30 protein-coding genes are annotated in these 25,962 nt (G+C 64.4%); 13 read left to right on the forward strand and 17 right to left on the reverse strand.

The annotated features are described in order from the left end of the window. Positions 1-41 precede the first annotated feature (41 nt). From EB231_RS04910 to EB231_RS04930, 5 genes are all read left to right on the forward strand, one after another. Positions 42-533, forward strand: coding sequence for an ester cyclase (locus EB231_RS04910; RefSeq protein WP_172347845.1), 492 nt, complete (start codon positions 42-44; stop codon positions 531-533). Positions 534-566: 33 nt separating this feature from the next. Continuing rightward, positions 567-950: a RidA family protein gene (locus EB231_RS04915; RefSeq protein ID WP_172347846.1), complete on the forward strand. Its 384-nt coding sequence runs from the start codon at positions 567-569 to the stop codon at positions 948-950. After that, positions 947-1,297 (forward strand): VOC family protein, encoded by a 351-nt coding sequence (locus EB231_RS04920; protein WP_172347847.1) that lies wholly within the window; start codon positions 947-949, stop codon positions 1,295-1,297. The genes EB231_RS04915 and EB231_RS04920 overlap by 4 nt, the downstream gene beginning before the upstream one ends. Before the next feature lie 86 nt (positions 1,298-1,383). Beyond that, positions 1,384-2,487: a 3-isopropylmalate dehydrogenase gene (leuB, locus tag EB231_RS04925; protein WP_172347848.1), complete on the forward strand. Its 1,104-nt coding sequence runs from the start codon at positions 1,384-1,386 to the stop codon at positions 2,485-2,487. A gap of 4 nt (positions 2,488-2,491) precedes the next feature. Next, on the forward strand, positions 2,492-2,980 hold the full coding sequence (locus EB231_RS04930; protein WP_172347849.1) for a GNAT family N-acetyltransferase: 489 nt from the start codon (positions 2,492-2,494) through the stop codon (positions 2,978-2,980). A 217-nt stretch (positions 2,981-3,197) separates the two neighbouring features. Here the strand turns inward: EB231_RS04930 and EB231_RS04935 are convergent, their stop codons facing one another. Continuing rightward, on the reverse strand, positions 3,198-3,902 hold the full coding sequence (locus EB231_RS04935; protein WP_172347850.1) for a DUF805 domain-containing protein: 705 nt from the start codon (positions 3,900-3,902) through the stop codon (positions 3,198-3,200). A gap of 278 nt (positions 3,903-4,180) precedes the next feature. Next, on the reverse strand, positions 4,181-6,046 hold the full coding sequence (locus tag EB231_RS04940; protein ID WP_172347851.1) for a DEAD/DEAH box helicase: 1,866 nt from the start codon (positions 6,044-6,046) through the stop codon (positions 4,181-4,183). A 608-nt stretch (positions 6,047-6,654) separates the two neighbouring features. On the opposite strand from EB231_RS04940, the gene EB231_RS04945 reads away from it, so the two are divergent. Continuing rightward, the gene (locus tag EB231_RS04945) at positions 6,655-7,689 is read left to right on the forward strand and encodes an aspartate-semialdehyde dehydrogenase (RefSeq protein ID WP_172347852.1); all 1,035 of its coding nucleotides are present in this window, start codon (positions 6,655-6,657) and stop codon (positions 7,687-7,689) included. A gap of 189 nt (positions 7,690-7,878) precedes the next feature. Continuing rightward, positions 7,879-8,331, forward strand: a complete 453-nt coding sequence (locus EB231_RS04950; RefSeq protein WP_172347853.1) for a GNAT family N-acetyltransferase — start codon at positions 7,879-7,881, stop codon at positions 8,329-8,331. A gap of 4 nt (positions 8,332-8,335) precedes the next feature. Here the strand turns inward: EB231_RS04950 and EB231_RS04955 are convergent, their stop codons facing one another. Further along, on the reverse strand, positions 8,336-8,749 hold the full coding sequence (locus tag EB231_RS04955) for an ACT domain-containing protein (protein WP_172347854.1): 414 nt from the start codon (positions 8,747-8,749) through the stop codon (positions 8,336-8,338). Positions 8,750-8,931: 182 nt separating this feature from the next. Here EB231_RS04955 and EB231_RS04960 point away from each other — a divergent pair, with 182 nt between their 5' ends. From EB231_RS04960 to EB231_RS04975, 4 genes are all read left to right on the forward strand, one after another. Then, a complete protein-coding gene (locus tag EB231_RS04960) occupies positions 8,932-9,837 on the forward strand; it encodes a bestrophin family protein (protein ID WP_172347855.1) in 906 nt (301 codons plus the stop codon). 131 nt (positions 9,838-9,968) lie between these two features. Further along, positions 9,969-10,379 (forward strand): DoxX family protein, encoded by a 411-nt coding sequence (locus EB231_RS04965; protein ID WP_172347856.1) that lies wholly within the window; start codon positions 9,969-9,971, stop codon positions 10,377-10,379. A 69-nt stretch (positions 10,380-10,448) separates the two neighbouring features. Further along, entirely contained in the window at positions 10,449-10,976 is a 528-nt protein-coding gene (locus EB231_RS04970; RefSeq protein ID WP_172347857.1) for an SRPBCC family protein, read from the forward strand. A 116-nt stretch (positions 10,977-11,092) separates the two neighbouring features. Next, positions 11,093-11,356, forward strand: a complete 264-nt coding sequence (locus tag EB231_RS04975; protein WP_172347858.1) for a YMGG-like glycine zipper-containing protein — start codon at positions 11,093-11,095, stop codon at positions 11,354-11,356. A gap of 49 nt (positions 11,357-11,405) precedes the next feature. On the opposite strand, the gene EB231_RS04980 is transcribed toward EB231_RS04975, so the two are convergent. From EB231_RS04980 to EB231_RS05015, 8 genes are all read right to left on the reverse strand, one after another. Further along, positions 11,406-12,251 (reverse strand): acyl-CoA thioester hydrolase/BAAT C-terminal domain-containing protein, encoded by an 846-nt coding sequence (locus EB231_RS04980; RefSeq protein WP_172352813.1) that lies wholly within the window; start codon positions 12,249-12,251, stop codon positions 11,406-11,408. Between the two features lie 92 nt (positions 12,252-12,343). Beyond that, on the reverse strand, positions 12,344-12,745 hold the full coding sequence (gene rpsP / locus EB231_RS04985) for a 30S ribosomal protein S16 (protein WP_010912392.1): 402 nt from the start codon (positions 12,743-12,745) through the stop codon (positions 12,344-12,346). A 53-nt stretch (positions 12,746-12,798) separates the two neighbouring features. Beyond that, positions 12,799-13,125 (reverse strand): chorismate mutase, encoded by a 327-nt coding sequence (locus EB231_RS04990; RefSeq protein WP_019862096.1) that lies wholly within the window; start codon positions 13,123-13,125, stop codon positions 12,799-12,801. A gap of 7 nt (positions 13,126-13,132) precedes the next feature. After that, positions 13,133-14,746, reverse strand: a complete 1,614-nt coding sequence (ffh, locus tag EB231_RS04995) for a signal recognition particle protein (RefSeq protein WP_172347859.1) — start codon at positions 14,744-14,746, stop codon at positions 13,133-13,135. Between the two features lie 383 nt (positions 14,747-15,129). Further along, a complete protein-coding gene (locus tag EB231_RS05000) occupies positions 15,130-16,083 on the reverse strand; it encodes a CPBP family intramembrane glutamic endopeptidase (RefSeq protein ID WP_172347860.1) in 954 nt (317 codons plus the stop codon). A gap of 173 nt (positions 16,084-16,256) precedes the next feature. Then, positions 16,257-16,862, reverse strand: coding sequence for a DUF1236 domain-containing protein (locus EB231_RS05005; protein WP_172347861.1), 606 nt, complete (start codon positions 16,860-16,862; stop codon positions 16,257-16,259). A gap of 63 nt (positions 16,863-16,925) precedes the next feature. Beyond that, positions 16,926-18,023, reverse strand: a complete 1,098-nt coding sequence (locus EB231_RS05010; RefSeq protein ID WP_172347862.1) for a zinc-binding metallopeptidase family protein — start codon at positions 18,021-18,023, stop codon at positions 16,926-16,928. Between the two features lie 92 nt (positions 18,024-18,115). Continuing rightward, on the reverse strand, positions 18,116-19,363 hold the full coding sequence (locus EB231_RS05015) for a flavin monoamine oxidase family protein (RefSeq protein ID WP_172347863.1): 1,248 nt from the start codon (positions 19,361-19,363) through the stop codon (positions 18,116-18,118). 145 nt (positions 19,364-19,508) lie between these two features. Here EB231_RS05015 and EB231_RS05020 point away from each other — a divergent pair, with 145 nt between their 5' ends. Then, the gene (locus EB231_RS05020; RefSeq protein WP_172347864.1) at positions 19,509-20,306 is read left to right on the forward strand and encodes a lytic murein transglycosylase; all 798 of its coding nucleotides are present in this window, start codon (positions 19,509-19,511) and stop codon (positions 20,304-20,306) included. A gap of 396 nt (positions 20,307-20,702) precedes the next feature. Here the strand turns inward: EB231_RS05020 and EB231_RS05025 are convergent, their stop codons facing one another. Both EB231_RS05025 and EB231_RS05030 read right to left on the reverse strand, forming a co-directional pair. Then, positions 20,703-21,206 (reverse strand): hypothetical protein, encoded by a 504-nt coding sequence (locus tag EB231_RS05025; protein ID WP_172347865.1) that lies wholly within the window; start codon positions 21,204-21,206, stop codon positions 20,703-20,705. A 2-nt stretch (positions 21,207-21,208) separates the two neighbouring features. After that, on the reverse strand, positions 21,209-22,432 hold the full coding sequence (locus tag EB231_RS05030; RefSeq protein WP_172347866.1) for an argininosuccinate synthase: 1,224 nt from the start codon (positions 22,430-22,432) through the stop codon (positions 21,209-21,211). Between the two features lie 208 nt (positions 22,433-22,640). On the opposite strand from EB231_RS05030, the gene EB231_RS05035 reads away from it, so the two are divergent. Beyond that, complete coding sequence (locus EB231_RS05035) at positions 22,641-23,282, forward strand: LysE family translocator (protein ID WP_172347867.1); 642 nt, start codon at positions 22,641-22,643, stop codon at positions 23,280-23,282. On the opposite strand, the gene EB231_RS05040 is transcribed toward EB231_RS05035, so the two are convergent. Genes EB231_RS05040 through rlmN form a run of 4 tightly spaced genes read right to left on the reverse strand, consistent with a single transcriptional unit; the run spans position 23,254 to position 25,845 of the window. Then, positions 23,254-23,736: a hypothetical protein gene (locus tag EB231_RS05040; RefSeq protein ID WP_172347868.1), complete on the reverse strand. Its 483-nt coding sequence runs from the start codon at positions 23,734-23,736 to the stop codon at positions 23,254-23,256. The genes EB231_RS05035 and EB231_RS05040 overlap by 29 nt on opposite strands. Then, entirely contained in the window at positions 23,733-24,182 is a 450-nt protein-coding gene (locus EB231_RS05045) for a hypothetical protein (protein ID WP_172347869.1), read from the reverse strand. Before EB231_RS05045 ends, EB231_RS05040 begins: the two co-directional genes overlap by 4 nt. Next, on the reverse strand, positions 24,179-24,616 hold the full coding sequence (locus EB231_RS05050) for a hypothetical protein (protein ID WP_172347870.1): 438 nt from the start codon (positions 24,614-24,616) through the stop codon (positions 24,179-24,181). The genes EB231_RS05045 and EB231_RS05050 overlap by 4 nt, the downstream gene beginning before the upstream one ends. Beyond that, positions 24,613-25,845, reverse strand: coding sequence for a 23S rRNA (adenine(2503)-C(2))-methyltransferase RlmN (rlmN, locus tag EB231_RS05055; RefSeq protein ID WP_172347871.1), 1,233 nt, complete (start codon positions 25,843-25,845; stop codon positions 24,613-24,615). The genes EB231_RS05050 and rlmN overlap by 4 nt, the downstream gene beginning before the upstream one ends. Positions 25,846-25,962 lie beyond the last annotated feature (117 nt).

Consider the following 25,962-nt stretch of genomic DNA (forward strand, 5'->3'; position numbering starts at 1 on the left):
GGGGGATGTCTTCCCGTTGCCGTTTGCCGACGGAGGTCACGATGCAGAATCGGCGACAAGTAACAACAGCCGCGCTGCTTCTTGGCGGCGGCTTGCTCACACCGGCCCTCGCCCGGGCCGCGACCGCGCCGCAATCGCTGGCGGAACGGTTCGCGGCGACATTGAGCGCGGGCGATATCGACGGCTTCTCCGAACTGTTCGCCGACACCTATGTGAATCATCAACAAAGCGCCGCCGCACCGCCGCCGGCCAATGTCAGCGCGAAACAGGCGACTGTCGCTTTCTTCAAGGCGCGGCTGGCGGCAATGCCGGATCTAAAGGTCGACATCGAAGTCGTGGTCGCCGACAAGGACCATGTCGCGGCGAGTTTCGTCTACAGCGGCACGCACAAGGGTGCCTATTTCGGCGTCGCACCGACCGGTCGGGCACTGCGCTTCACCTCATGCGACATTTTCCGGGCGCAAGACGATCGCATCATCGAGCATTGGGGCATGGGCGATATCGCAGGCGTCCTGGCGCAGCTGAGAGCCTGACGATCTAAACAACCGAACATTTGCAAGGACGCCATGCGCAAACTCATCTCCACCGGATCGCCCTTCGAAAAGACCGCCGGCTATTCGCGGGCCGTGGTGCAGGGCGACTGGTGCTTCGTCTCCGGGACGACCGGCTACGACTATGGCACCATGACGATGCCCGACAGTATCGAGGCGCAGACGCGCAACTGCCTGGCGACCATCGGCAAGGCGCTGAAGGACGGCGGCTTCGACATGGCCGACGTGGTGCGGGCGCATTACTACATCACCGACCAGGCCTTTGTGGACGCGGTCTTCCCGATCCTGGGCGAGACGTTCGGCGACATCAGGCCGGCTGCGACGATGATCGTCTGCCAGCTCAACAAGCCGGAAATGAAGATCGAGATTGAAGTCACGGCGCTGCGGCGGACTGCATGAAGGTCCGGCGCATCATTGCCAACATCGCCACGTCGGATATCGCGGCGGCGAAGCGATTTTATCAGGACGTGCTCGGCCTCGATCTGCTCATGGATCATGGCTGGATCACCACCTATGGTTCGTCCGAGACCATGGGTGTGCAGGTCAGCTTTGCCGAGCAGGGCGGCTCGGGCACGCCGGTGCCCGACCTGTCGATCGAGGTCGACGATGTCGACGAGGCGCTTGCCGCCATGAAGGAAGCCGGCTTCGCCATCGAATACGGCCCGGCCGACGAGCCCTGGGGTGTGCGGCGCTTCTATGTGCGCGATCCGCTGGGCCGGCTGGTCAACATTCTCTCGCATCGGTGAATGCGCTTCTCAAGCGCAGGCTTGCGCCGCAAGCGCTTGGCGTTTAGCAAGGCCGCGGTTCAAATCTTTCTGGGACGGTTTTCTCCATGGCAACGAAGCATCTTTTCCTGCTCCCCGGCGACGGCATCGGCCCCGAGGCCATGGCCGAGGTCAAGAAACTGATATCGGCCATGAACGAAAAGCTCGGCAGCGGCTTCGTCACCGATGAGGGCCTGGTCGGCGGATGCGCCTATGATGCGCATGGTGCGGCCATTTCCGATGCCGACATGGCCAAGGCGATGGCGGCGGATGCGGTGCTGTTCGGTGCCGTCGGCGGTCCGAAATGGGATGCGGTGCCTTACGAGGTGCGCCCCGAGGCCGGCCTGCTGCGGCTGCGCAAGGACATGGAGCTTTTCGCCAATCTGCGCCCCGCCATCTGCTATCCGGCGCTGGCGGCGTCGTCCTCGCTCAAGCAGGAGGTGGTCGAAGGCCTCGACATCCTGATCGTTCGCGAGCTGACCGGCGGCGTCTATTTCGGCGAGCCCAAGCAGATCATCGATCTCGGCAACGGCCAGAAGCGCGGCATCGACACCCAGGTCTACGACACGTTCGAGATCGAGCGCATTTCCGGTGTCGCCTTCGAGCTGGCGCGGACCCGCAAGAACCACGTCACCTCGATGGAAAAGCGCAACGTCATGAAATCGGGCGTGCTGTGGAACGAGGTCGTCACCCAGACCCACAAGGCACGCTATGCCGACGTCAAGCTCGACCACATGCTGGCCGATGCCGGCGGCATGCAACTGGTGCGCTGGCCAAAGCAGTTCGACGTCATCGTCACCGACAATCTGTTCGGCGACATGCTGTCCGACATCGCCGCCATGCTGACCGGCTCGATCGGCATGCTGCCGTCGGCCTCGCTCGGCGCGCCCGACGTCAAGACCAAGAAGCGCAAGGCGCTCTACGAGCCAGTGCACGGCTCGGCGCCAGACATCGCCGGCAAGGGCATCGCCAACCCGATCGCCATGATCGCATCCTTCGCCATGTGCCTGCGCTATTCCTTCGGCATGGTCGCGGAAGCCGACAAGCTTGAAGCGGCAATCGCCGCCGTGCTCGACGATGGCCTGCGCACCAAGGACATTCTCTCCGCCGGGATGACCGAGGTCGGAACCGTCGAGATGGGTGACGCGATCATCGCCAAGTTCCTGGGCTGATCCCGTGCCGGTCGACGTCCGTTGGGCGACGGCCGCGGATGCCTCCGCACTCGCTGTCATGCTGTGCGCCATGGCGGCGCATTACCGGCAGCCACCGCTCGACCATGATCGGGCTTTGTCCGCGGCGCGCAAATGGCTTGACGAGGAAAGCCCGGCCTATCCGCATTTTGCGCTTGCCTTCGTTGAAGATGAGGTGAGCGGGTTGGCGTCGGTGGCGATCGCGCATCCGGGCGTCGATCTCGAACGGCTGTTGTTCCTCAAGGATCTGTTCGTGCGCGACCAGGTCCGCGGTGCCGGCGTCGGCCGGGCGCTGATCGATTTTCTCGCCGGTCATTGCCTCAGCCACGGCATCGGCCGCATCGACCTGACCACCGAGAACTGGAACGAGGGCGCGCTGCGCTTCTATGCGCGGCTCGGCGCCGAACGGCACGGCCAGAAGATTTTTCTCAGGCTTTCGAGCGACGCGCTGAAGGTGTTAAAACCTGGCGCCTGACGGCATGGTGATCTGCGGCCCAAGTTCCGGTCCGACCTCGGCGGCCGAGGGGCCAGAAATTTCCAGCCTGTCCGTCACCCGCGTGCCGCCTTCAGCGTATGCCGGAACAGCAGTTTCGTGTCGCCGAACGAGGGCTCGTCGGCGTGGGTGACGAATTTTCAGCGCGACGACTTTGTTCTTCGAGCGGGAAAGTTTCTTGTTTCTCGGGACTGGTCTTCTAGACCCTGACACCCGACGGCACCGGTCCCCACTGGTTTTCGCGTCCCTGTGTCGGGATCAGGGCGAAGACCAGGATGATCAGGCTGCCGAAGGTCGGGATCAGGATGAGTAGGCAAAGCCAACCCGACAGGCCGAGATCGTGCAGGCGGCGCACGATCATACCGAGGCTGGGGAAGAACGTGGCCAGCAGGAAAGCGCCAAACAGCCCGATCGTCACCGCCGGCACCTCGATGCTGTCGAAATTGCCGACCTGGACATCGGTGAAAACGCCGACGCCGATGACCAACAGCAGCGCGATCGTCCAGAACAGGCAATAGCCCCAATATTCCTTGCGGCGGGCGCGGCCGGCGAAATTGAAATAGTTCTCAGTCATTGCTCGCCAGAAATAGGACCAGAGATCGGTGGGCTCGGCCGGCTCGGCCGACCGGCCGAAGGGCCGCGCCTGCGATGCGACGGCAGCCGGCGGGGGATTGGCTTGAGCTGGTGCGGCGGCGGCTTCGGCTGCCGGGCTTGCGGCCTGGGCGGCGATCGAGAAGACGTCACGGCCCTGGCCGCCGCCTGCCTGGAACTCGACCGCCGTTCCCTTGGGCATGGCGGTTTGCCGGCGAAGGTTCTCGCGGGTGAAAGTGTAGCGGTTGCCGTCGGCTCCGGTGATGAAGCCGAAGCCCTGGTCCTCGTCATAGTGGAGCACTTCGCCGCGCATCACCCACCCCCTTGTCGCCGCGTCCCTGCCAAGGTGTGGCACAGGGCCGAGCCCGGGGGCAAGGCCGTGCGACATGGCTACCACGGCAGCGGCAAATGAAGCATAAGGCTTCACGTGCAGCCGTTTTCACCAAAGCAGACGATGACCGCCGAGCATCCCGATGCCAGCGCCGCGACCGGGGATGGGCAGGTCGCAAGGCTTCCGAGGCCAGCCTCGTCCAGGCGGCGTGCGGAACACCAGGCACGCTGAACGCGACGGCTCGCCGCTTCAGCGCGGTCTTACGAGGGCCGCTTCGCCTTCTTGTGCTTCGGCGGGCCGGCATTGTCGAATTTCGGCTTGCCCGGCTTCCTTGTCCAGGGCTTTGCCTCATGCGCGGCTGCCGGGCGCTGGTCGGCTGCGGCCGGTGCGCGCTTCTCGAATTTGCGCTTCGGCGCGTTCGGATCGAATGGCGCCTTGCCGCGATGCGGTTTCTTGTCCGGGCTTGGCGGCTGGTAGCCGGCGCGCGACAGATCCGGCGTGCCCTCGAGCCGCTTCACCACGATGTTGCCCTGCAATTTGCGGTCGGGTCCGATGGCGGCCAGAAAACGTTCGGCCCAGTCCGCCGCGATCTGCACGAAAGTCTCCTCAGGCTGCATCTTGATGGCGCCTATCTCGCGCTTGGAGATGCTGCCGGCCCGGCACAGCATCGGGATCAGCCAGCGCGGCTCGGCATTCTGCCGGCGCCCGACCGACAGCGAGAACCAGACGCTGGCGCCGAAATCGTCGCGGCGGCTGGGCGCCTCGTCGCGGGGCGTGAATTTCTCGCCCACCGTTCTTTCACGCGAAGGCGTGAACGGGGCGACGTCCATCAGATCCTCGGGCGCCGAGCGGCTGGCGCGGCACTGGCGCACGAAGGCGGCCGCCACCTGTTCGGCGCCATGTCGGCTGAGAAGCGCGTCGATGAAGGTGCGCTCGTCATCCTTCACCGGCTCATCGAAGGCCGGATCGGCGAGGATGCGCTCGTCGTCGCGGCGGATCACGTCGTCGGCCGAGGGCGGGCTCGCCCATGTCGCCTTGAGGCCGGCGTTCTGCAGCAGCCGTTCGGTGCGCCTGCGGGCGCTGCCCGGCACGATCAGCGCGCTGACGCCCTTGCGCCCGGCGCGCCCGGTGCGACCGCTGCGGTGCAGCAGCGTTTCGGGATTGGTCGGCAAATCAGCATGGATCACCAGTTCGAGGTTGGGCAGGTCGATGCCGCGCGCGGCGACGTCCGTTGCGATGCAGACCTTGGCGCGGCCGTCGCGCATGGCCTGCAGCGCGTGGCTGCGTTCGTTCTGGCTGAGCTCGCCCGACAGGGCCACGACCGAAAAATTGCGGTTGTTGAAGCGCGCGGTGAGATGGTTGACGGCGGCGCGCGTGTTGCAGAACACCAGCGCGTTCTTCGCTTCATAGAAACGCAGCACGTTGATGATGGCGTTCTCGCGGTCGGCCTGGGCGACGTTCAGCGCCCGGTATTCGATGTCGAGATGCTGCTTCTCCTCGCCGGCGGCGGAGATGCGCACGGCATCGCGCTGGTAGCCTTGAGCCAGCGTCGCGATCGAGCGCGGCACGGTGGCCGAGAACATCAGGGTGCGGCGCTCGGCCGGGGCGGCGTCGAGGATGAATTCAAGGTCTTCGCGAAAGCCGAGATCGAGCATCTCGTCGGCCTCGTCGAGCACCACCGCCTTGAGCGCCGACATGTCGAGCGATTGCCGTGTGATGTGATCGCGCAGCCGGCCGGGCGTGCCGACGACGATGTGGGCGCCGCGCTCCAGCGCGCGCCGCTCGGTGCGCATGTCCATGCCGCCGACGCAGGATGCCACCGTGGCGCCGGTCGGCTCGTAGAGCCATTCCAGTTCGCGCGTCACCTGCAGCGCCAGCTCCCGCGTTGGCGCCACCGCCAATGCCAGTGGTGCCGTGGCCGCGCCAAAGCGTTCCGCGCCGTCGAGCAGCGTCGGGGCCATGGCAAGGCCGAAGGCCACGGTCTTGCCCGAACCGGTCTGCGCCGACACCAGTGCGTCGGCCTGCCCGAGCTCCAGCACGGCCTTCTGCACCGGCGTCAGCTCGGCATAGCCGCGTTTTTCCAGCGCCTGTGCCAGCGCCGGAACGATACCTTCGAAATTGGACATCTCTCTCTTTCGGAATTCGGGGTCCTGCGCTCACCATGGAACGCGAGCCGGGGCCGGCGCCTTGCCAGCCAAACAATCTTGGCCGTTCGTACTTCTTGGCGCCGCTCTTGTACAGGGCGAGCAGCACTGCCTTCCCTTCTCCCCTTGTGGGAGAAGGTGTCGCCGAAGGCGACGGATGAGGGGTGCTCCAGGGAAAGCCGACGCCTCACTCCGCTGGAACACCCCTCATCCGTCTCGGCGCTGTGCGCCGATCCACCTTCTCCCACAGGGAGAGAAGGAAAGCCGGGCCTCGTCCCAATTGACTCCTGTCGCAAACCGCGTAAAAGCCCGCTTCGAACGGGATTGTCTTAGATGCGCGGCCTTTTGATGGCTCTTCTTGCATTCGACGCCCCCAGCCACAATGTAAAGCATTGGGCAGGGCGCTTGGACGCATCCGTCCGTTCCACCAAAACCCCATTCCTGGCCGAAAAAACTGGCAAAACCACCACCAAAACGGTGTGATTCCCTTGGCCTAACCACCCTCTCCCGGGTCCGGCCCGGGGGACGGAACCCGCATCGGCCGGCGGGTTTTCTCCAAAAACCAAGCGGAGAGGGACAGGAGATATCAGATGAGTTTCAAGGTTGCAGTCGTCGGCGCCACGGGCAATGTGGGCCGGGAAATGCTCAACATACTGGAAGAGCGCGGCTTTCCGGTAAGCGAAGTGGTGGCGCTGGCCTCGCGGCGCAGCCAGGGCACGGAAGTGTCGTTCGGCGACCGTACGCTGAAGGTCAGGGCGCTCGACCAATATGATTTTTCCGACACCGACATCTGCGTCATGTCGGCTGGCGGCAATGTCTCCAAGGAATGGTCGCCCAAGATCGGCAAGCAGGGCTGCGTCGTCATCGATAATTCGTCGGCCTTCCGCTACGATCAGGACGTGCCGCTGATCGTGCCGGAAGTGAACCCGGGCGCGATCTCGCTGTTCACGCGCAAGAACATCATCGCCAACCCGAACTGCTCGACGGCGCAGCTCGTCGTGGCGCTGAAGCCGCTGCACGATTTCGCCACCATCAAGCGCGTCGTCGTCGCCACCTACCAGTCGGTGTCGGGCGCCGGCAAGGAAGGCATGGACGAGCTCTTCACCCAGACCCGCGCGGTGTTTGTCGCCGACCAGGTCGACGTCAAGAAGTTCACCAAGCGCATCGCCTTCAACGTCATCCCGCATATCGACGTCTTCCTCGACGACGGCTTCACCAAGGAAGAGTGGAAGATGGTCGCCGAGACCAAGAAGATGCTCGACCCCAAGATCAAGCTAACGGCGACCTGCGTGCGCGTGCCGGTGTTCATCGGCCATTCGGAAGCGGTCAATATCGAGTTCGAGAAGCCGATCACCGCCGACGAGGCGCGCGATATCCTGCGTGACGCTCCCGGCTGCCAGGTCTTGGACAAGCGCGAGGACGGAGGCTACATCACGCCGCTGGAATCGGCCGGCGAGGACGCCACCTTCATCTCGCGCATCCGCGAGGATTCGACCGTCGACAACGGCCTGTCGATGTGGGTGGTGTCGGACAATCTGCGCAAGGGCGCGGCCCTCAACGCGGTGCAGATCGCCGAGCTGCTGGTCGAGCGCGGCCTGATCCAGCCGAAGAAGAAGGCGGCCTGAGGCTGGTTTGTTTTCGCTCACGGGCCGTATCGCCGCTGCCGCGGCGGGCCCTCCGCGAGGGCGCCGGACGACCGGCGGCCCGCGGTCGCGGGCTCGGCCTTCGGCCGGGGTTCTCCCTCTCCCCGTTCACGGGGAGAAGGTACCGGCAGGGGGATGAGGGGCGGCGCCGGCCTGTGTTGAGAAACGACCATGAACGATACCGCCAAAGTCAGGCTACGCCCGGCCATCGGTTCTGACGCCGCTGCTATCGCAAAACTCATGCGGGCAGCACTTGGCTCGTTTGACTGGATGCCGGTCATCCACACGCCAGCCAAGGACCTTGCCTTCATCCGCGACATCGTCCTGCCACGGCAGAAGGTGACGGTCGCCGAGGCCGGTAGCGAGATCGTCGGCTTCATCGCCGTCAGCGGCGATTGGGTGGAACAACTCTATCTCGACCCGGCCTGGACAGGGCGAGGCATAGGCAGCCGGTTGCTGATCGACGCGACCGCTGCCTTGCCGGTCGTGAAACTCCATTGCTTCCAGGCCAACACCGGCGCCCGGCGTTTCTATGAGCGGCATGGGTTCCGTGCGGAAGCGTTCGGCGATGGCACCACCAACGAGGAAGGCCTGCCGGATATTCTGTACGTCCGCAGACGCTGACCGCTTACTGAACCCCTTCGTTCTCCGCCGCCAGTCCAAGCAACAAGACCATTGCCTCCTCCGCCCGCTCCGCCGGCACGAACAGATGATCGTGATAGAATGCCGAGACAGGATTGACGCCCATGCCTGCGGCGGCGAGCCGTGTGGCGATGGCGGCGAGGAAGCCGACCGCTTCCAGCGACGAGTGGATGTTCAGCGTGATCATCCGGCAGCGGAACGAGGCGGTCAGTCCCATCGCGCTGGCAGTGTTCTCGGTCACGATCAGCGTCGTGCCCTCGCGCTCGCGAAACATCATCATAGGTTCGAGGCCTTCTGGCTGCGGAACGCCGGGCGCCTGCGTGACAAAGACATAGGTCTCGTCAAGCAATTCCGGCGTCATCGACGCCAACAGGGTCTTCAGATCGGTTTCGCCGGCCATTCGTCTCGCCTATATCGGGCGGGCCAAGACCCGCAGGCTTCTCAATATCCGCAACCTGTACATGCCGATAGTCCACGCACCGGGCGCACGACATCGCGATGTCGCTGACGGCTGGGCTTGCGGATCTGCCGCATCGCACAATACAGAGGCTAGGGCCGATGCCGGTCCGTGAAAGGCCGCCCATGATCGTTCGCCCGCGCCCCAACTTCCTGCAGCTGTTCTTCATCATGCGCGGCTCCGTGGTGCCGCGCATCCTGCCGCAGATCTTCGGGTTCGCCATCTATTCGGCGGTCATCCTTGCCCTGGCGCGGTGGTTCAAGCTCGATCTCGGCGTCTTCAACATCGCGCCGTTCGGACTGGTGGGCGTGACGCTGTCCATCTATCTGTCGTTCCGCAACAACGCCGCCTATGACCGCTGGTGGGAAGCGCGCAAGCTCTGGGGCACGCTGGTTTTCGAAATCCGCAACCTGGCGCGCGCCACGACCAGTCTCATTCCCGATCCGGCCGAACAGCGTGCCTTGCTGATGGAGGCGCTGGCCTTCTGCCATTTCCTGCGCGGCCAGTTGCGCAAGACCGACAGCATCAAGGACGCCCGTGCCTTCATCGACGCCGAAGCGGAGACCGTTGCAGCCTTTGCCAATCCGGCGGACGAGATGGTCAGGCGCATGGGCCGGCGCGCCAATACACAGCGCCGTGCGGGCGAAGTCGATCCGATCGGCTTCCGCATCCTGGACGAGAGGCTGGCATCGATCACGGCCATCCAGGCCGGCTGCGAGCGGATCGCCGGCACGCCCTTGCCATTCGCTTATACGTTGCTTGTGCATCGCACGGCCTACATCGTCTGCCTGCTCCTGCCCATCGGGCTGATCTCGACCACGGGCTGGGCGACGCCGCTGTTCACCGCGCTGATCGCCTACACATTCTTTGGCCTCGACGCGCTTTCGGAAGAGCTCGAGGATCCTTTCGGCACCGAGGCCAACGACCTCGCCCTCGACGGCCTGTGCCGCGTTTGCGAGATCTCGGTGTTCGAGGCACTGGGCGAAACGCCGCCGAAAATGCTCCCGGCCGAAAAGTTCTATTTCTCGTAAATCCGGTCCGGCTTGCCTGCCGGCCAAAGGACGGACCGAAAAAACCCAACCCCCTGTAGGATTGCCGCCTCAGGCCGCGTCCTTGGTTCGACCCCAGCGAAAGGGGCCAGAACCAACCGGAGGGAACGTTGATGAGCATTTCCGAAACCGCGCCTGTCTCGTCCGGCGCCTTGTGGACCGGCCGTGCGCTCAGCGGCCTCATCATCCTGTTCATGATCTTCGACGGCGCCATCAAGCTGCCGCCGCTCGATGTCGTCACCCAGACGATGGTGCCGCTCGGCTGGCCGGCGCAGCCCAATGTCGCGCGCATGCTCGGCGTCATCGGCCTGATCGCGACCGCGCTTTACGCACTACCGCGCAGCTCGGTGCTCGGCGCCATCCTGCTCACCGCCTATATGGGCGGCGCCATCGCCACCAATGCGCGGATCGGCAATCCGCTGTTCTCGCACACGCTGTTCGGCGTCTATCTCGGCATCATCCTGTGGGGCGGCCTCTATCTGCGCGACCCCAGGGTGCGCGCGCTGATCCCGTTCGGCCGATAAGTACATTTGGGGCAATTCCGGACGGAAAACCGCTTCACACTTTTCCTGGAATTGCTTTGGGAGAGAAAAATGTTCAGCACCATCCTCATCATCCTGCTCGTCATCATCGCGGCCGTCCTCATCCATGCCGCGACGCGGCCCAATGATTTCGTCACCACCCGCACCGCCACCATCAAGGCCCCGCCGGAAGTGATCTTCCCACTGATCAATGATTTCAGCCGCTGGCCGACATGGTCGCCTTACGAAAAGCTCGACCCCAACATGAAGCGCACGCTCTCCGGCGCGCAAAGCGGCAAGGGTGCCGTCTATGCCTGGGAAGGCAATGGCAAGGCCGGCAAGGGGCGCATGGAGATCGTCAACTCGGTGGCGTCCTCGCTGGTGTCGCTCAAGCTCGATTTCGAGAAGCCGTTCCGGGCCAACAACAGCGTCGACTTCACCTTGACGCCTTCGGGCGATGATACCTCCGTCACCTGGGCCATGCGCGGCAGCCGCCCCTTTATCGCCAAGCTGATGGGCCTGTTCATGAATTTCGACACGCTGATCGGCCGGGATTTCGAGGTCGGTCTCGCCAATTTGAAGCGCCTCAGCGAGGCATGATCGGCGTGGGACGATGCTGCGGGGGCGAGATCGTCATTCTCCTCGGGATCAAATCAGCCGTCTGAGAGTTAAGGACTCGGCGGCGAGACGGCGATCCGCGTGTGAGAGGAACGAAAATGAAGAAAATCCTGACTATTCTGGTATTGGCGACGGCGCTCGGTGCGTGCTCGCAGACGGAGAAAGGCGCCGCGGTCGGCGGTCTTGGCGGCGCTGCGATCGGCGCAGCCGTGGCCGGAGATCCGGTCCAAGGCGCTGTCGTCGGAGGCGCGGTTGGCGCCGTTGCGGGCGCCCTGATAGGCCATGCGAGCGAAAGCGGCCAATGCCGCTATCGCGACCGTCACGGCCGTGTCTATGTAGACCGCTGCCCGCGCGGCTATTGACCGGCACTGGACTGTAGCCGGCGAAACGGCGGGCACGGGCCCGCCGTTTCTACAGCAGTTCCCGGATGGCTTGCCAGGCGTCACGGCCGAGACGCGCGTCGGCAAGATCATTGCCGCCATGTGCGTGCGATCCAGACCGTGGCGTCGTTTCACCCGGCAGCAGAATGCGGTGGCCCGCGTCGGGGGAGCAAACGAGGCGCGTGGCCTTTCCGGCATCGTTTCGGCGCTGGACAATCGACCGGGCAAAATCCAGCGATGGCCACAGCGCGTCATCGCCGCCCGCGACCAGCACAATCTCCGCCGAAGTGGCCTCGACGGGAATGGCAGCCCTGTCTGCCTCCTGCCTGAAGGTTGTCAGGCAGTGCTCGAAAAGCCCCCTGTAGGACACAAGGCCATCGACGTGGCTCGCGTTCCAATGCGGGTCGGTTGGAACGAACGGGAGTGGAAGCCCCTTCAGCGTCCACGAAGAGCGCTCGGGCCAGCTCATGCCGTCGCGGCCCGGCCCGATATTTCCCCAAACCACCGATGTCGGGCTGATCGCAGCCACGGCATCGATGCGCGTGTCATGAGCCGCCGCAAGCAAGGATGCTTCGGCGCCTTTCGAGGTGCCGGCATAGACGATGCGGCGGCAACCCAACCCGACAAGGCAGTCTGTTGCCGCGAAAAACGTCTCGAGAGGGATTTCGCAGATGCCGGGAACCTGGCCTTCGCCGCCGAACCACTGGAGCGCGAGCGCGGACGCCCCTTCCCTGGCAAACAGTCCGGCGCGAGCGGCATCGACACGGCCGCTCGATCCGCTCAACACAACGACACCCGTCGTGGCATCAGCGCATCGCAACAGCGCACCGGCAACGCCGCCTGAGAGGATTTCTTCCGTGACTGCCTGCTCGCCCATCCGCTCCATCAGCCTGAATGCCACGGCATTGCCGGACCATAGCAAAACGGCGGGCATAGGCCCGCCGTTTCGTCGATGCGATGACGCGCTCTTTATTCGGCCGTAGCGGCTTCCGCCTCGGCGGGTGCTGCGGCAGCGGCAGCAACCGCGGCGGCGGCGTCTTCCTGCGCCTTCTTCAGAAGGGCTGCGCGTTCCTGGGCCTTCTTGCCGGGCTCGGCCTTCTTCGGGTTGGAGCGGGCGTCGCGCTTGGCAAGGCCTGCCTCGTCGAGGAAGCGCAGCACGCGGTCGGTCGGCTGGGCGCCGTGCGACAGCCAGTGCTTGACGCGGTCGGCGTCAACCTTGACGCGCTCGCCGTCCTTCGGCAGGAGCGGGTTCCACGAGCCGAGCGACTCGATGAACCGGCCGTCGCGCGGCGAACGGGCGTCGGCAACGACGACGTGGTAGTAAGGACGCTTCTTCGAGCCCGCGCGGGCCAGTCTGATCTTCAGTGCCATTTCTTTTCTCCTAAAAGCTCTGATTTCGTTTGATTGGATTTAGCTGAGATTTCTCAACCAGTTTTCGTCACGCCGTTGGCTGCGGCGATCTGTTCGTGGTGGCGGATCACTTCGCGGACGACGAAGTTGAGGAACTTCTCCGCGAAATCGGGGTCGAGATGCGCGTCCTTGGCCAACTGGCGAAGACGGGCGATCTGCTGCTGTTCGCGCGCCGGGTCGGCTGGCGGCAGGCCATGCTCGGCCTTGAGCACGCCGACCGCCTTGGTGCAGCGGAAGCGCTCGGCCAGCATGTGGATGAGGGCGGCGTCGATGTTGTCGATCGAGGCGCGGTAGCCGGCCAGGATGGTGCGGGCGTCAGCCATGTCTTTCTCTTCGTTCACAGCGTCCTCACTTCTTCTTGCCAAGCCCAGGCAGTCCGCCACCGCCGAGGCCGGGAAGCCCCGGAAGTTTCATGCCGCCGGGCAGGCCGGGCAGGCCGCCGCCGGGAAGACCCCCGGGCAAGCCTTTCATGCCGCCAAGGCCCGCGGCCTGCGCCTGCTTCTGCAAGGCTTCCAACTGCTTGGGATCCATCTTCGACAGATCGGGCATGCCGCCGCCCATCATACCCCCTGGGCCCCCCATGCCGCCGGGCATCATGCCGCCAAGGCCCATCTTGGAGGCGAGGCCACCCATCATGCCGCGCATGAGGCCGCCGCCTTTGCCCTTGCCGCCCATCGCCTTCATCATGTCGGCCATGCCGCGATGCATCTTCAAGAGCTTGTTGATCTCGGCGGCGTCGGTACCGGAGCCGGCGGCGATGCGCTTCTTGCGCGAATGCTTCAGAATGTCGGGATTGGCGCGCTCGGCCTTGGTCATCGAGGAGATGATGGCGAGCTGGCGGCCGAACATCTTGTCGTCGAGGCCGGCGGCGGCCATCTGGTCCTTCATCTTGCCCATGCCGGGCATCATGCCCATGATGCCGCCCATGCCGCCCATCTTCGACATCTGCTGAAGCTGCTGGGCGAGGTCGTTCAGGTCGAACTTGCCCGATTGCATCTTCTTGGCCATCGCCGCCGCCTGCTCGGCGTCGATGTTCTCGGCGGCCTTTTCGACGAGCGAGACAATGTCGCCCATGCCGAGGATGCGGTCGGCGATGCGCTTGGGGTGGAATTCCTCCAGCCCGTCCATCTTTTCACCGGTGCCGATCAGCTTGATCGGCTTGCCGGTGACCGCACGCATCGAAAGGGCGGCACCACCGCGACCGTCGCCGTCCATGCGGGTCAGAACAAGGCCGGTGATGCCGACGCGTTCGTCGAAGCTTTTCGCCAGATTGACGGCGTCCTGGCCGGTCAGCGAATCCGCCACCAGCAGGATTTCGTGTGGGCTCGACACCTTCTTGATGTCGGCCATCTCGACCATCAGCGGCTCGTCGATATGGGTGCGGCCGGCAGTGTCGAGGATGACGACGTCGTGGCCGCCGAGCTTGGCCGCCTGCACGGCGCGCTTGGCGATATCGACCGGGTTCTGGCCAGCAATGATCGGCAGCGTCGCGACCTTGACCTGCTCGCCGAGCTGGCGCAGCTGCTCCTGCGCGGCGGGACGCCGCGTGTCGAGCGAGGCCATCAGAAGCTTCTTGTTCTGCCGCTCGGTCAGCCGCTTGGCGATCTTGGCCGAGGTGGTCGTCTTGCCGGAGCCCTGCAGGCCGACCATCATGATGACGACAGGCGCCGGCGCATTGAGGTCGATGGCGACCCCTTCGGCGCCCAGCATGTCGACCAGCTCGTCATGGACGATCTTGACGACCATCTGGCCGGGCTTGATCGACTTCAGCACCGCGGCGCCGACGGCCTTCTCACGCACCTTGTCGGTGAAGGAGCGCACCACTTCCAGCGCCACGTCTGCCTCGAGCAGCGCACGGCGCACCTCGCGCAGCGCCGCCGAAACATCCGCCTCCGACAGCGCGCCGCGGCCGGTCAGGCCGTTCAGGATGGAGCCAAGGCGCTCTTGTAGGGACTCAAACATTGGTCAACCCGCCGCTCGAGAGCGCCTTGGAGTCATAGTAATCCCTGTCGGGCCGGTGGCCCTCCACGCCTCTTGTGCACTCCTGCAGCGATTCAAACATCGATCGTCCTTCAATCTCGGTTCGGGTTCGATCCGAGAGGTAATGCGTTCGCGCCAACTGTCCAAGCAAAAGCAAAGCCCAAAACCAAAAAGCACCCGGGGGCGCACAGCGCTGCCGGGTGTTGGCCTCCAGGATCTGTTTACAGCACTTGGCCTCAAAGAGGCTTCGGCGTCCTGGTCGGCTTGCTCGGAGGGATACTCGTCGCGGAATTCGGGGCGTGTAGACAGGAAATCGGGCGCGGAGTCAAGACAAGAGCCAGGTCGCGCCGTTCCTCGCGCCCCAATCAGCCTGCCTTCGCGACGCTCGGAAGCTCGGCCGTGACCTTCAGCGGGGAGCGGGGATGCAGCAGCAACACGATCGTCAGCAGGCTGCAGGCGATGCCGACAAGGGCGATGAGAATGGCATCCGACATCATCCAGCCGGGGCCTTCGAGCGGCCTCGCGGTGAACAGGGCAAAGGAATTGTAGCTCTCCTGGTGCGAGATCAGCAGGAAGCCGGTCAAATTGTTGCCGAGATGGGCGCCCAGCGCCGCACCGAGGTTGCCCGTGACATAGACCACGAGCGTCAGAAGCAGCGCGAAAGCGGCGATCGAGACCAGCACGCAAGCGTTGATGGCGAGTGACGAAGCGCTGCTCCAATGCAGCGAGGTGAACAGCAGGCCCGGCAGCAGCGCCCAGATGAGCGGGCTCCTGAACCGGTTGGCCAGGCCACGCAGCAGGTAGCCGCGAAACAGCACCTCCTCCGACGAGGTTTGCAGCAGAGTGAGCGCGACGATCGGGATCAGAAACAGCAGCCAGGAGGACAGGCTGATCATGCCGCGCGCGATCTCCGGCTGCAGCAGGTAGAGCAGGATTTCGGACAGAGCCGAGGTGATCAGCACCGCGAGCAGTCCCTTGAGGAAGTCCGGCCACGAGACGCGCCGGCTGACGCCAAGCAGCGCCGAGAGCGGTTCGCCATGCACCCAGCGCATGGCGATCCACAGGCCGATCCAGACGCCGGCGAAGGACGCGAGGGCGCTGAGGATGCCGATCGGCGAGGCGAGGAAATCCTGCATGCCGGATGGCGAAGCATTCGCCTGCCAGGCGAAGTAAGCATAGGTGCCGCCGAACAGCACGGCCGCGGTGGTGACGGCCCAGAGCAGGACGACGATCAGCGTTCCGAGGAAGAGACGCGGCAAGGTCGTCCTGGCGTTCGGCGCGTGGCGGTAGCGTTCGAATGCGGTGTCGTCGATCGTCACGCTGGTTCCTCTGCCCGAATCCATCCTCTGTTGGTCTAGCCGATGGCCTCGGGAATCGGAATCGCTATTCGTCGGGCATCGATGCGCAAACAAGCGCAACGCGGCACCCAGGCGTCGCGGGACCGACTGTCCCGCTAGTCGTCAGCGGCCGCCTCGGCGACCGCTGATTTTTTTCAACGCACCACGTACATGATGCGCCGCGTCTGCGGATCGATCAGCGCGGGCTGACCGTTCACATAGACGTAGCGGTAGTTGTAGTCGGGAATTTCGCGCAACTCGACCGTGTCGGGCAAGGTGGCGCCGGTCACCACCTCGCCGTCGAGGTAGACGGGGTCGAGGCGATGCGTATCGACATAGGTCCGGACTTCGGCCGGAGGCGGGGGAAAGGCATCCTCGACCGGCTCGCCGGCGACGATCGCCCCGGTATAGTCGGTCGAATAGTCGCCGATGTCTTTCGGCGGTGAGACGACAGCAACGCTGGAGCCGTGCGGACGCTGCGTCAGCACCACCCGGCTGCCGCTGAAATCGGCCGTCACATAGTCGGAATAGACCCAGCCCTGGCCGCCGGCTTCGGCAATGGTGCACCATTTGCTGTTTTCGATGCAGCCATTGAGCGTCGCCGACTGGCCGGCGGCGAGCACGCCGATGACAGGATATTGGGGGCCGGGGCCGGCGCGCACGTTGAGATCGGTGACGGCGGAGACGGCGGTGTCGGCAAACGCGGTACCCGACATCACGGTCATCATCCCGGCGATTGCGGGAAACAATACGGATTTCATGGTTTCTCTCCGTTTTCATGGTCCCTCGGGGGTGAAAACGGGGCAGCGGCACATGCGTTCCGGCTAAAACGCCCGCGTCACGTCACGATTTGTTCCCGCGTCTTTCGGCAGACTGGTCAAAAGGTCGTGAACGAAGGCCAGTTTTCGCCCCGTCACGTCCGAAATGACGAAGGGGTAGAGATCGGGCAGACCCATGCAGCGGTTGATCGAATTGGAGGCTTCCGACAGCACCAGCCAGCGGACAAGAATCCTCTCGAAGGGCTCGGGCGTGTTGGCAGGCTCCGAAGGCGCCGCCTGCGGTTCGCCGCCCGTGTCGCCCCGCGGCAAATCGTTGGCTTCCACCGTCTCCAGCCGGCCGAGCGGGAAGTTCAGCGCATGGACCATCTCCAGCGTGTCGGTGATGTGCAGGTGGTGAGCCCAGGTTTCGGCCCAGTCCTCCCAGGGATGCGAGGTGGCGTAGGCCGAGATGTGGTCTTGCTGCCAGTCGGGCGCAGCGCCGTTGGCGTAGTAAGTCTTCAACGCCTGTTCGTAATCGGCGCGCTCGTCACCGAACAAGGCGCGGAAAGCATCCAGCCGCCGGGGATCGTCGCGGATCAGGCGATCCCAGTAATAATGGCCGAGTTCGTGGCGGAAATGGCCGAGCAGCGTTCGATAGTTCTCACCCATCTCGACGCGGCGCTTCTCGCGCTCGGCGGAGTCGGCCTCGGCGACATTGAGGGTGATCAGACCATTGTCGTGGCCGGTGAGGATGCGTTCGCCGCCGGGCCCGCCGCCGATCGGATCGGCGAGGAAGTCGAAGGCGAGGCCAGCCTCGTCCGCGGGCGCCTGCTTGGGCGCCACCGGGAGGCCAAAGGCGAGCAGCGAATAGATGGCACGCTTCTTCGCCGCTTCGACCCGGATCCAGCGGCGGCGGTTGCCATCGACGGAGAGGTCGGGGATCAGCTGGTTCAGCCCGCAGGCACGACAAAAAACCTGGCCCGGCTCGGCCATCCAGTTGCAGGCGCATTCATCGGCATTGGTGCACTGAAAGGTGCCGTCCGCGCCCGACAGGGCAAAGCGGGCATGTTCTGGATCGTAGAGCACGAGGCTCCCGCAGTTCAGGCACTGCGCGTTCTCGAAATAGAGACGGTGGCCGCAATGCGGGCAGTCGAAGAGTTTCATGTCTGTCTCGATTCACCAGGGGGAGGCACGGTGTTCATGGCGGCCCGTGCCCAAACGCGAACCGCCGGCTGGCGTTCCGCATTCCATCGAGACTATTTCGCCGCAAGCTGGGCAACGACCTGCCTGGCAACCGCCTCGCCCGACAGCCGCGCGCCGCCGCAAGTCTGTATCAGCGGGCCGGCGACATGCTCGCCGGCAAAGAAGATCTTTTCCGCGACCGGCCGCATCAGCGCCGCCCGCGCTTGCGAGCGGCCGGGGCGGGCAGCCGCATAGGCGCCGCGCACGAAGCGTTCGCCGCCCCAATTGGTCATCATGGCGCGCCCGACATGTTTGCGCGTATCGCCGCCGAAAATCCCGCAGAGCCGGTCGATGACGAAGTCGATGCCGGCAGCCTCGCCCGCGGCCGACATCTCCCAGGCGAAATCGCCGCCAACGAAACCGACCATCAGGTCGAGGTCGAATGGGAAACACAGGAAATAGATGTCGTGCCTGGCCATGCGTTCGATCAAAAGGTCGTCGAAAGGCTGCAGGCCGAGCCTCGTGCCCGAGATTTCGACCGGCAGCTTGGTCAGCATGCCCATGGGCAGGTCGAAGAAGGCGCCGGAATGGGTGTCGGGCAGGGCAGGCGAAAACGCGATCTCCTCGAAGGCAAGCACCGCCGGCGAGGCGGTGACGATCACCGCCTTGGCGCGGATGGTGCCGCGGTCGGTGACGCAGGCGACGCCTGGTACGTCCCAGAGGATCTGGCGCACCGGCGTCGACAGTTCGACCGGCAAGCCGGCGCCGAAACGCGCGACCAGCGCGCCAAAACCCTCCTTGCTGAAATAATTGGGGTCGAGATCGGCGGCGGCCTGAAAGTCGCGGATCGAGATCTCGTCCTCATCGGCACCGAAATCCATCGGCCCGGCGAACGTGGCCGCCGCGCGTGGCGCATGGCCCTTTACCAGCAATGCGGAAAGGCGGTCGTCGTCGCCTTCCCCGACCTCATGTTTCGCCAGCAATTCGAACAGCTTCGCATCGGCTGCCTTCATCTCGGCTTCCTCCGCTTCGCTCGCCTTGCGCTCGCGGTAGTAAAGGTGGTCGACGTTCATGTCGTGGTGGTGCAGGGTCCAGCCGGCACTCCTAGCTTCGGGAAAATACGGATTGCGGTCGGCGGCATGCAGCCAGGCGCAGCCGATGTCGAAAGGCACGCCAAAATGCCGGTCGCTGGTCCAGGCGCGGCCGCCTACGCGGTCCATGGCCTCGAGCAGCTTGAAGGAGAGGCCCGCTGCCTGCAAGGTCCTGGCCGCGGACAGCCCCGCCGAGCCGGCGCCGATGATCACGACATCAACGTCTTCCATGGCTATTTCGACCCCGCCACAATAATCACTTGATCGTAAGCAAATTCCCCGGCATTCGCCAGCATCTCGCCACAGGACGGTGACAAAGGCGCGTTTCGCTGGCAAATTCCCGCCGGGACGTGAATCAGGCAACCAGGAGAACGACATGGCATTACTTGCCAAGGGTAGGATTTTAGCGGCCGCACTGGTGGCGGTGCTTGGGCTGGCGACGGGCGCGCAAGCGGCGGGGAGTTGCGGCAAGACCGGCGCCGGCTTCGATGCCTGGAAGCAGGATTTTGCCGCGGACGCCAAGGCCGAAGGTGTGGGCTCCAAGGGCCTGGCCGCTCTGGCCGGCGCGACCTACGCAACAAGGACGATCTCCGCTGACCGCGCCATCCACAAGGCTTTCAGCGGCTCGGTGGACGATTTCATGAAGCGCCGTGGCGGGGCGGCGATCATTTCCAAGGGCCGGTCGCTGAAGAAATCGAACGCGGCGCTGTTCAACCAGATCGAACGGAACTACGGCGTGTCGCCGGGCGTGCTGCTCGCCATCTGGGGCATGGAGACCGGCTTCGGTGCCTCCATGGGCAACCAGAATACGGTCTCCGCCATTTTGACGCTTGCCTATGATTGCCGCCGCCCGGACTACTTCCACCCACATGCCATCGCGGCCCTGAAGCTGGTCGATCGCGGCGCGTTGACCTCCTCGTCGGTCGGCGCCATGCATGGCGAGGTCGGCCACACGCAGTTCCTGCCCGGAAATGTCTTGAAATATGCGGTCGGCAACGGAAACCTGCGCGACAAGGCCACCGCGCTGGCTTCCACCGCCAACTACCTCAAGGGTCATGGCTGGCGGGCCGGCGCGAGCGCGAGCGCGAATATGGGCGCGATTGCCGGCTGGAATTCAGCAAACGTCTATCAGCAGGCCATCGCGCGCATCGCCGACGCGATCGATGCCAACTGATTGAACGCTCTGTTCGAGCAAAAGCCCGGCCACGCGCCGGGCTTTTTGTTGCGCGGGAGCGTCGCGGATGTTCGGAGTTGGCCGAGACCTCTAACTTCGTCATCCACGGGCGGAGCAGCCGCATAGCGGCGTCGCGGAGACCCGAGGATCCATTCCGTGACCTCGGCCGTGGAGTGCAGCGGAGCAGGATTCTGCACCGTGGCGAAGCGTTGGAGTCCCGGCATGGATCCTCGGGTCTGCGCCGCGTCGCTACGCTCCTTGCTCCGCCCGTGGATGACGAAGCGGTGGTGTTCCCGGCTAACCGCCAAGGTATGCGGGTTCACCAATGCGTCGGTCAAATTCCTTAGCCGGGGCGTATTTCACCTGACTCAATCAACTCGGTGCAATGCTGGATTTCTATTTCACATCAATAACATAGGAGCAGCCGGCCAGCACTTTGCCGGGATGGCTATCGACGGTCGAGACATTGAGCGTGACGCGCGTGGAAAGGTTCTCCTCGGTGCTTTCGGCCACGACTTTCTCGCCGAGGAATTTGTCCGGTGTCGAGACCGTCGCCGGGATGTCGAGCTGCCGGGCGAGGTCGGGCGCGGCGATGCCGTCAAGCACGGCCATCGGTCCTGTCGCGGTGAAGACGATTGTCGCCGTCTCACGCCCGAAGACATGGACCGGCGCGGGCAATTGATACTGGCCGAGGAATGGATTGCCTGATGCAACCTCTTTCCAGCCCAGTTGCTCAACGGTCCTGGGCTCGCCGGTCAGCCAAAGGGCAAAACCGTTATAGGTCGGCACGCCGGCCCTGCATTCGATGAGCGCGGCGAGGTCGAGAGAGGCGGGATCGAAATCCCCGGCCATGGCCGGTGCCGCCAGAAGGACCAGCGGCACCAGGCCGAGACGGCGCATGCCTATTTGTTGCGGTTGCGCGCGGCCAGCGTGCGCAGCCTCAGCGCATTGAGGCGGATGAAGCCGGCGGCGTCCTTCTGGTCGTAGGCGCCGCGGTCGTCCTCGAAGGTGACCAGCGCATCGGAATAGAGCGTCTTTTTCGACTTGCGGCCGGTGACCATGACATTGCCCTTGTAGAGCTTGAGGCGCACCGTGCCCTCGACGTCTTCCTGGCTCTTGTCGATCATCGCCTGCAGCATCACGCGCTCGGGCGAGAACCAGAAGCCGTTGTAGATGAGTTCGGCATATCGCGGCATGAACTCGTCCTTGAGGTGCGCCGCACCCCGGTCGAGCGTGATCGATTCCATGGCGCGATGGGCCACGATCAGGATGGCGCCGCCTGGGGTTTCGTAGACCCCGCGCGATTTCATGCCGACGAAGCGGTTCTCGACCAGGTCGAGCCGGCCGATGCCATTGTCGCGGCCAAGATCGTTGAGCGCCGCCAGCATTGTCGCCGGCGACAGCTTCTTGCCGTTGAGCGCGATCGGGTCGCCCTTCAGGAATTCGATCTCGATCTCGGTGACCTTGTCGGGCGCATCCATCGGCGAAACGGTGCGCTGGTGGACGAATTCCGGCGGCTCGCTCCACGGATCTTCGAGAACCTTGCCCTCGGAAGACGAATGCAGAAGGTTGGCGTCGACCGAGAACGGCGCCTCGCCCCTCTTGTCCTTGGCCACCGGGATCTGGTGCTGCTCGGCGAAATTGATCAGGTCGGTACGCGACTTGAACGACCAGTCGCGCCACGGTGCGATGACCTTGATGTCGGGGTTCAGCGCATAGGCCGACAGCTCGAAGCGCACCTGGTCGTTGCCCTTGCCGGTGGCGCCATGCGCGATCGCATCGGCGCCGGTCTCCTTGGCGATCTCGACGAGATGCTTGGAGATCAGCGGCCGCGCGATCGAGGTGCCGAGCAGATAGGTGCCTTCATAGACGGTGTTGGCGCGAAACATCGGGAAGACGAAGTCGGAGACGAATTCCTCGCGCACATCGACGATGCGAATGTCCTTGATGCCCATCATCTCGGCCTTCTTGCGTGCCGGCTCCAGCTCGCCGCCCTGGCCGAGATCGGCGGTGAAGGTGACGACCTCGGCGCCGAGTTCGGTCTGCAGCCATTTCAGGATGATGGATGTGTCGAGGCCGCCGGAATAGGCGAGCACGACTTTCTTGACGTCTTTGGTCTTGGACATTTCGGCTCCGTCGATGGCGGACGCTTGAAGCACGGGCGTCACGCATTGTCGGAGCGCCTTTTAGCAGGAACGGCAAAGCGAGCAAGCACGCGCGGCGCCAGACTGATGATCCAGCGCTGCTCTCCGTCCTGCCGGAGGGTGCGCCAGCCTCGCATCTGGCGCCGGCGCGACGCATCTTGTATAGGCTGTGCATTCCCAGGGGCCTTCCATGTCCTTCATTCCCGACACCACCACGCTGATCCAGTTCGCCGTCGCCACCGTGATCCTGGCGATCACCCCCGGCCCCGACATGACGCTGTTCGTCTCGCGCACGCTGAGCCAGGGGCGCGTCACCGGCTTTGCCTCGATGGCCGGCGCGCTATGCGGCACGCTGATCCACACCACGCTGGTGGTAGTCGGCGTCTCGGCGCTGATCGTCGCCTCGCCGATGGCCTTCTTCGTGCTGAAGATCTTCGGCGCCGGTTATCTCGTCTTCCTGGCCTGGCAGGCGATCGCCAAGGGCTCGGCCTTTTCGCCGGAAAAGAAGACGGGCCCGCGGATCTCGCTATTGCGCAGCTGGGCGTCAGGGCTCGGCGTCAATCTGCTCAACCCGAAGATCATCCTGTTCTTCATGACCTTCCTGCCGCAATTCGTTTCCGCGCATGATCCCAACGCGCCCGGAAAGCTGTTCTTCCTCGGCGTCATGTTCATCGTGCTGTCGATCCCGGTGACAGTGCCGATGGTGCTGGCGGCGGAAAGGTTTTCGGCGGCGATGAAGGCCAGCCCGCGCGTCACGCGGGTGGTCGACTATCTCTTCTCCGGCGTGTTCTCGGCCTTCGCGCTCAGGATCCTGACCGCCCAGGCGAAGTAGGGGCGTCCCTGTCCTTCCACCAGCTTCCGGCCCAGCGCCCGGCGCTCAGCCAGTAGAAGATGCCGCCGACCATGCCGCCGCCGATGACGGCCATGATGGCGCTGGTGTCGGTCACGGCGAAGATGGACTCTTGGGCGTGATCGACCAGGCCAAGGAAGGCGGCCGCCACCACCGCACCGGCCAGCGCATAATACAACCAGTCGCGCCGGCCGAGGATTTCGGCAACCAGGATGACGATCGCCGCTGGCATGAAGGCGAAATAGGCGACGAACAGGGCGACGAAGGGAATCGAGAAATACAGCGAGGCGGTTGCGACCGGCTGCGCATGCTGCGGCGCATAGCCGAGCGAGGCCAGGAACAGGATGTTGAGGAAGGCGCTCGCCGCCAGCGACGCGACGGCATAGCCGAACAGGATGATGGCAAGGCGCACGATATAGGCGACGAGACGGTTCATCCCGCATCTCGCTGTATGGGACGGCCAGACTTGCGCCCCGCCAGAAGCCAGTAGACCGACCCGGCGGCGGTGCCGGCGGTGGCCAGGAACCCGAGAAAGCCCGGATTGAAAACAAAGCCTCCAGCCGAGCCGGGAACAAAAACGCCAAATGCGATGGAGGTGATCGCACCCGTGACCGCGAAATAGAACCATCCTCGCAGCGACAGCCGTTCGGCAAGCAAGATCGCGGGGCCGACGATCAGCAGCGCGCAGATCGCCACGGTCAACACGGCGAGCGGGAACGAACCCAGCCAGTCGAATGTGAAGACCAGGGACCAGTTGCCGTATTCGATCCCTTCCAGAAGGGTGATCAGCAGCACAGGCACCAGGATTGATGTCAGCACAGCGGCGACATAACCGACTGCTATGATGACGAAGCGCTTGAGCCCGGCAAGGGGACGGTTCATCGGGCCGTCCTGATGCGCGTGTCGCTCGGAAGCAGTCCCATGGCCAGTCGGTAGACGGCGCCGCCCAGGCTACCCGCAACGATCAGGGCAATCAGCAAATCGAGCGCGGGCCGCGTCCGCGCCATCGGATAGATCTGCATGATCGCGAACATAACGGTTCCCACAAGGGCGCCGCCGAGGATCGAAAGTCTCCACCCCCGGCGCCCCGTCAGTTCCGATACCACAATCAACGGTACCGCGGGGAGCGCGCCATAAATGGCGGCTATTATCGTGCCAGCGACCAAGGCCACCACCTGGTCTTTCAGATCGAAGAAAAGCCGGCCGCTGCGCCAAAAGATGGAAGCGTCTTCGTACAAAAGAAACACAAGGGGCATGACGAGCGAGGCTGATGCATAGGAAATGGCGACAGCCGCCAGTCGCCAAGAAAAGCTCACGCTTCGCCGTGCCCCGCGATCATCATGGCTTCCAGCGCCAGCCGGTCGACCTTGCGCATGCGCTCCGATTCCGACTTGAGCTGACCGCAGGCGGCCAGGATGTCGCGGCCGCGCGGGGTGCGGATCGGCGAGGCATAGCCGGCATTGTTGATGTAGTCGGCGAATTTCTCGATCGTCTCCCAGTCCGAGCACTGGTAGTTGGTGCCCGGCCATGGGTTGAACGGGATCAGGTTGATCTTGGCCGGAATGCCCTTGAGCAGCTTGATCAGGCCCTTGGCGTCCTCGATGGAATCGTTGACGTCCTTCAGCATCACATATTCGAAGGTGATGCGCTTGGCGTTCGACAGGCCAGGATAGGCGCGGCAGGCGGCGATCAGTTCCTTCAGCGGATACTTCTTGTTGATCGGCACCAGCAGGTCGCGCAGATCGTCATTGGTGGCATGCAGCGAGATCGCCAGCATGACGCCGATCTCCTCGCCGGTGCGGAAGATTTCCGGCACGACGCCGGAGGTAGACAGCGTGATTCGCCGCTTGGACAAGGAAAGCCCGTCGCCGTCGGAGGCGATCAGCAGCGCCTTCTTCACCGCCTCGAAATTGTAGAGCGGCTCACCCATGCCCATCATGACGATGTTGGACACCTTGCGGCCCTCCGCCGGCACGATGGCGCCGTCCGGCGTGTCGCGGTCGGGGAAATCGCCCAGCCGGTCGCGCGCTGTGAGCAACTGGGCGAGGATTTCCTCAGTGGTGAGATTGCGCACCAGCTTCTGCGTGCCGGTGTGGCAGAAGGAGCAGGTCAGCGTGCAGCCGACCTGCGAGGAGATGCAGAGCGTGCCGCGGCCCTCTTCGGGAATATAGACGGTCTCGATCTCGACCGGCCGGCCGGCGCCGCGCGGCGGAAAGCGGAACAGCCATTTGCGGGTGCCGTCGGAAGAAATCTGCTCCTCGACAATTTCGGGCCGCGCGACGGTGAAATGCTTGTCGAGCTCGGCGCGCAGATCCTTGGAGATGTTGAACATGCCGGCAAAGTCGGAAACGCCGCGCACATACATCCAGTGCCAGAGCTGCTGGGCGCGCATCTTTGCCTGGCGCTCGGGCACGATGCCGGACGCGACGAGCGCCTCGCCAAGCTCTGCGCGCGTCAGGCCGATCAGCGATGGCTTCTCGGGCGCGGCGCGGGCGCGCAACGCGTCACGGGCACCCGCAGTGGTGAGGTCGAAGGAAAGGGTCATGGTCGCACTGATATAAGCGGTTTGCGGCCGATTTCATCCATCGTGCCGGGAACTGAAGCGCGGCGCATAGCACAGGTTGAGGGCAGAGTCATGCGGGGAGCCCTCGCGTGCCGGGCT

Source organism: Mesorhizobium sp. NZP2298 (assembly GCF_013170825.1).
In the GTDB taxonomy this organism is placed as follows: domain Bacteria; phylum Pseudomonadota; class Alphaproteobacteria; order Rhizobiales; family Rhizobiaceae; genus Mesorhizobium.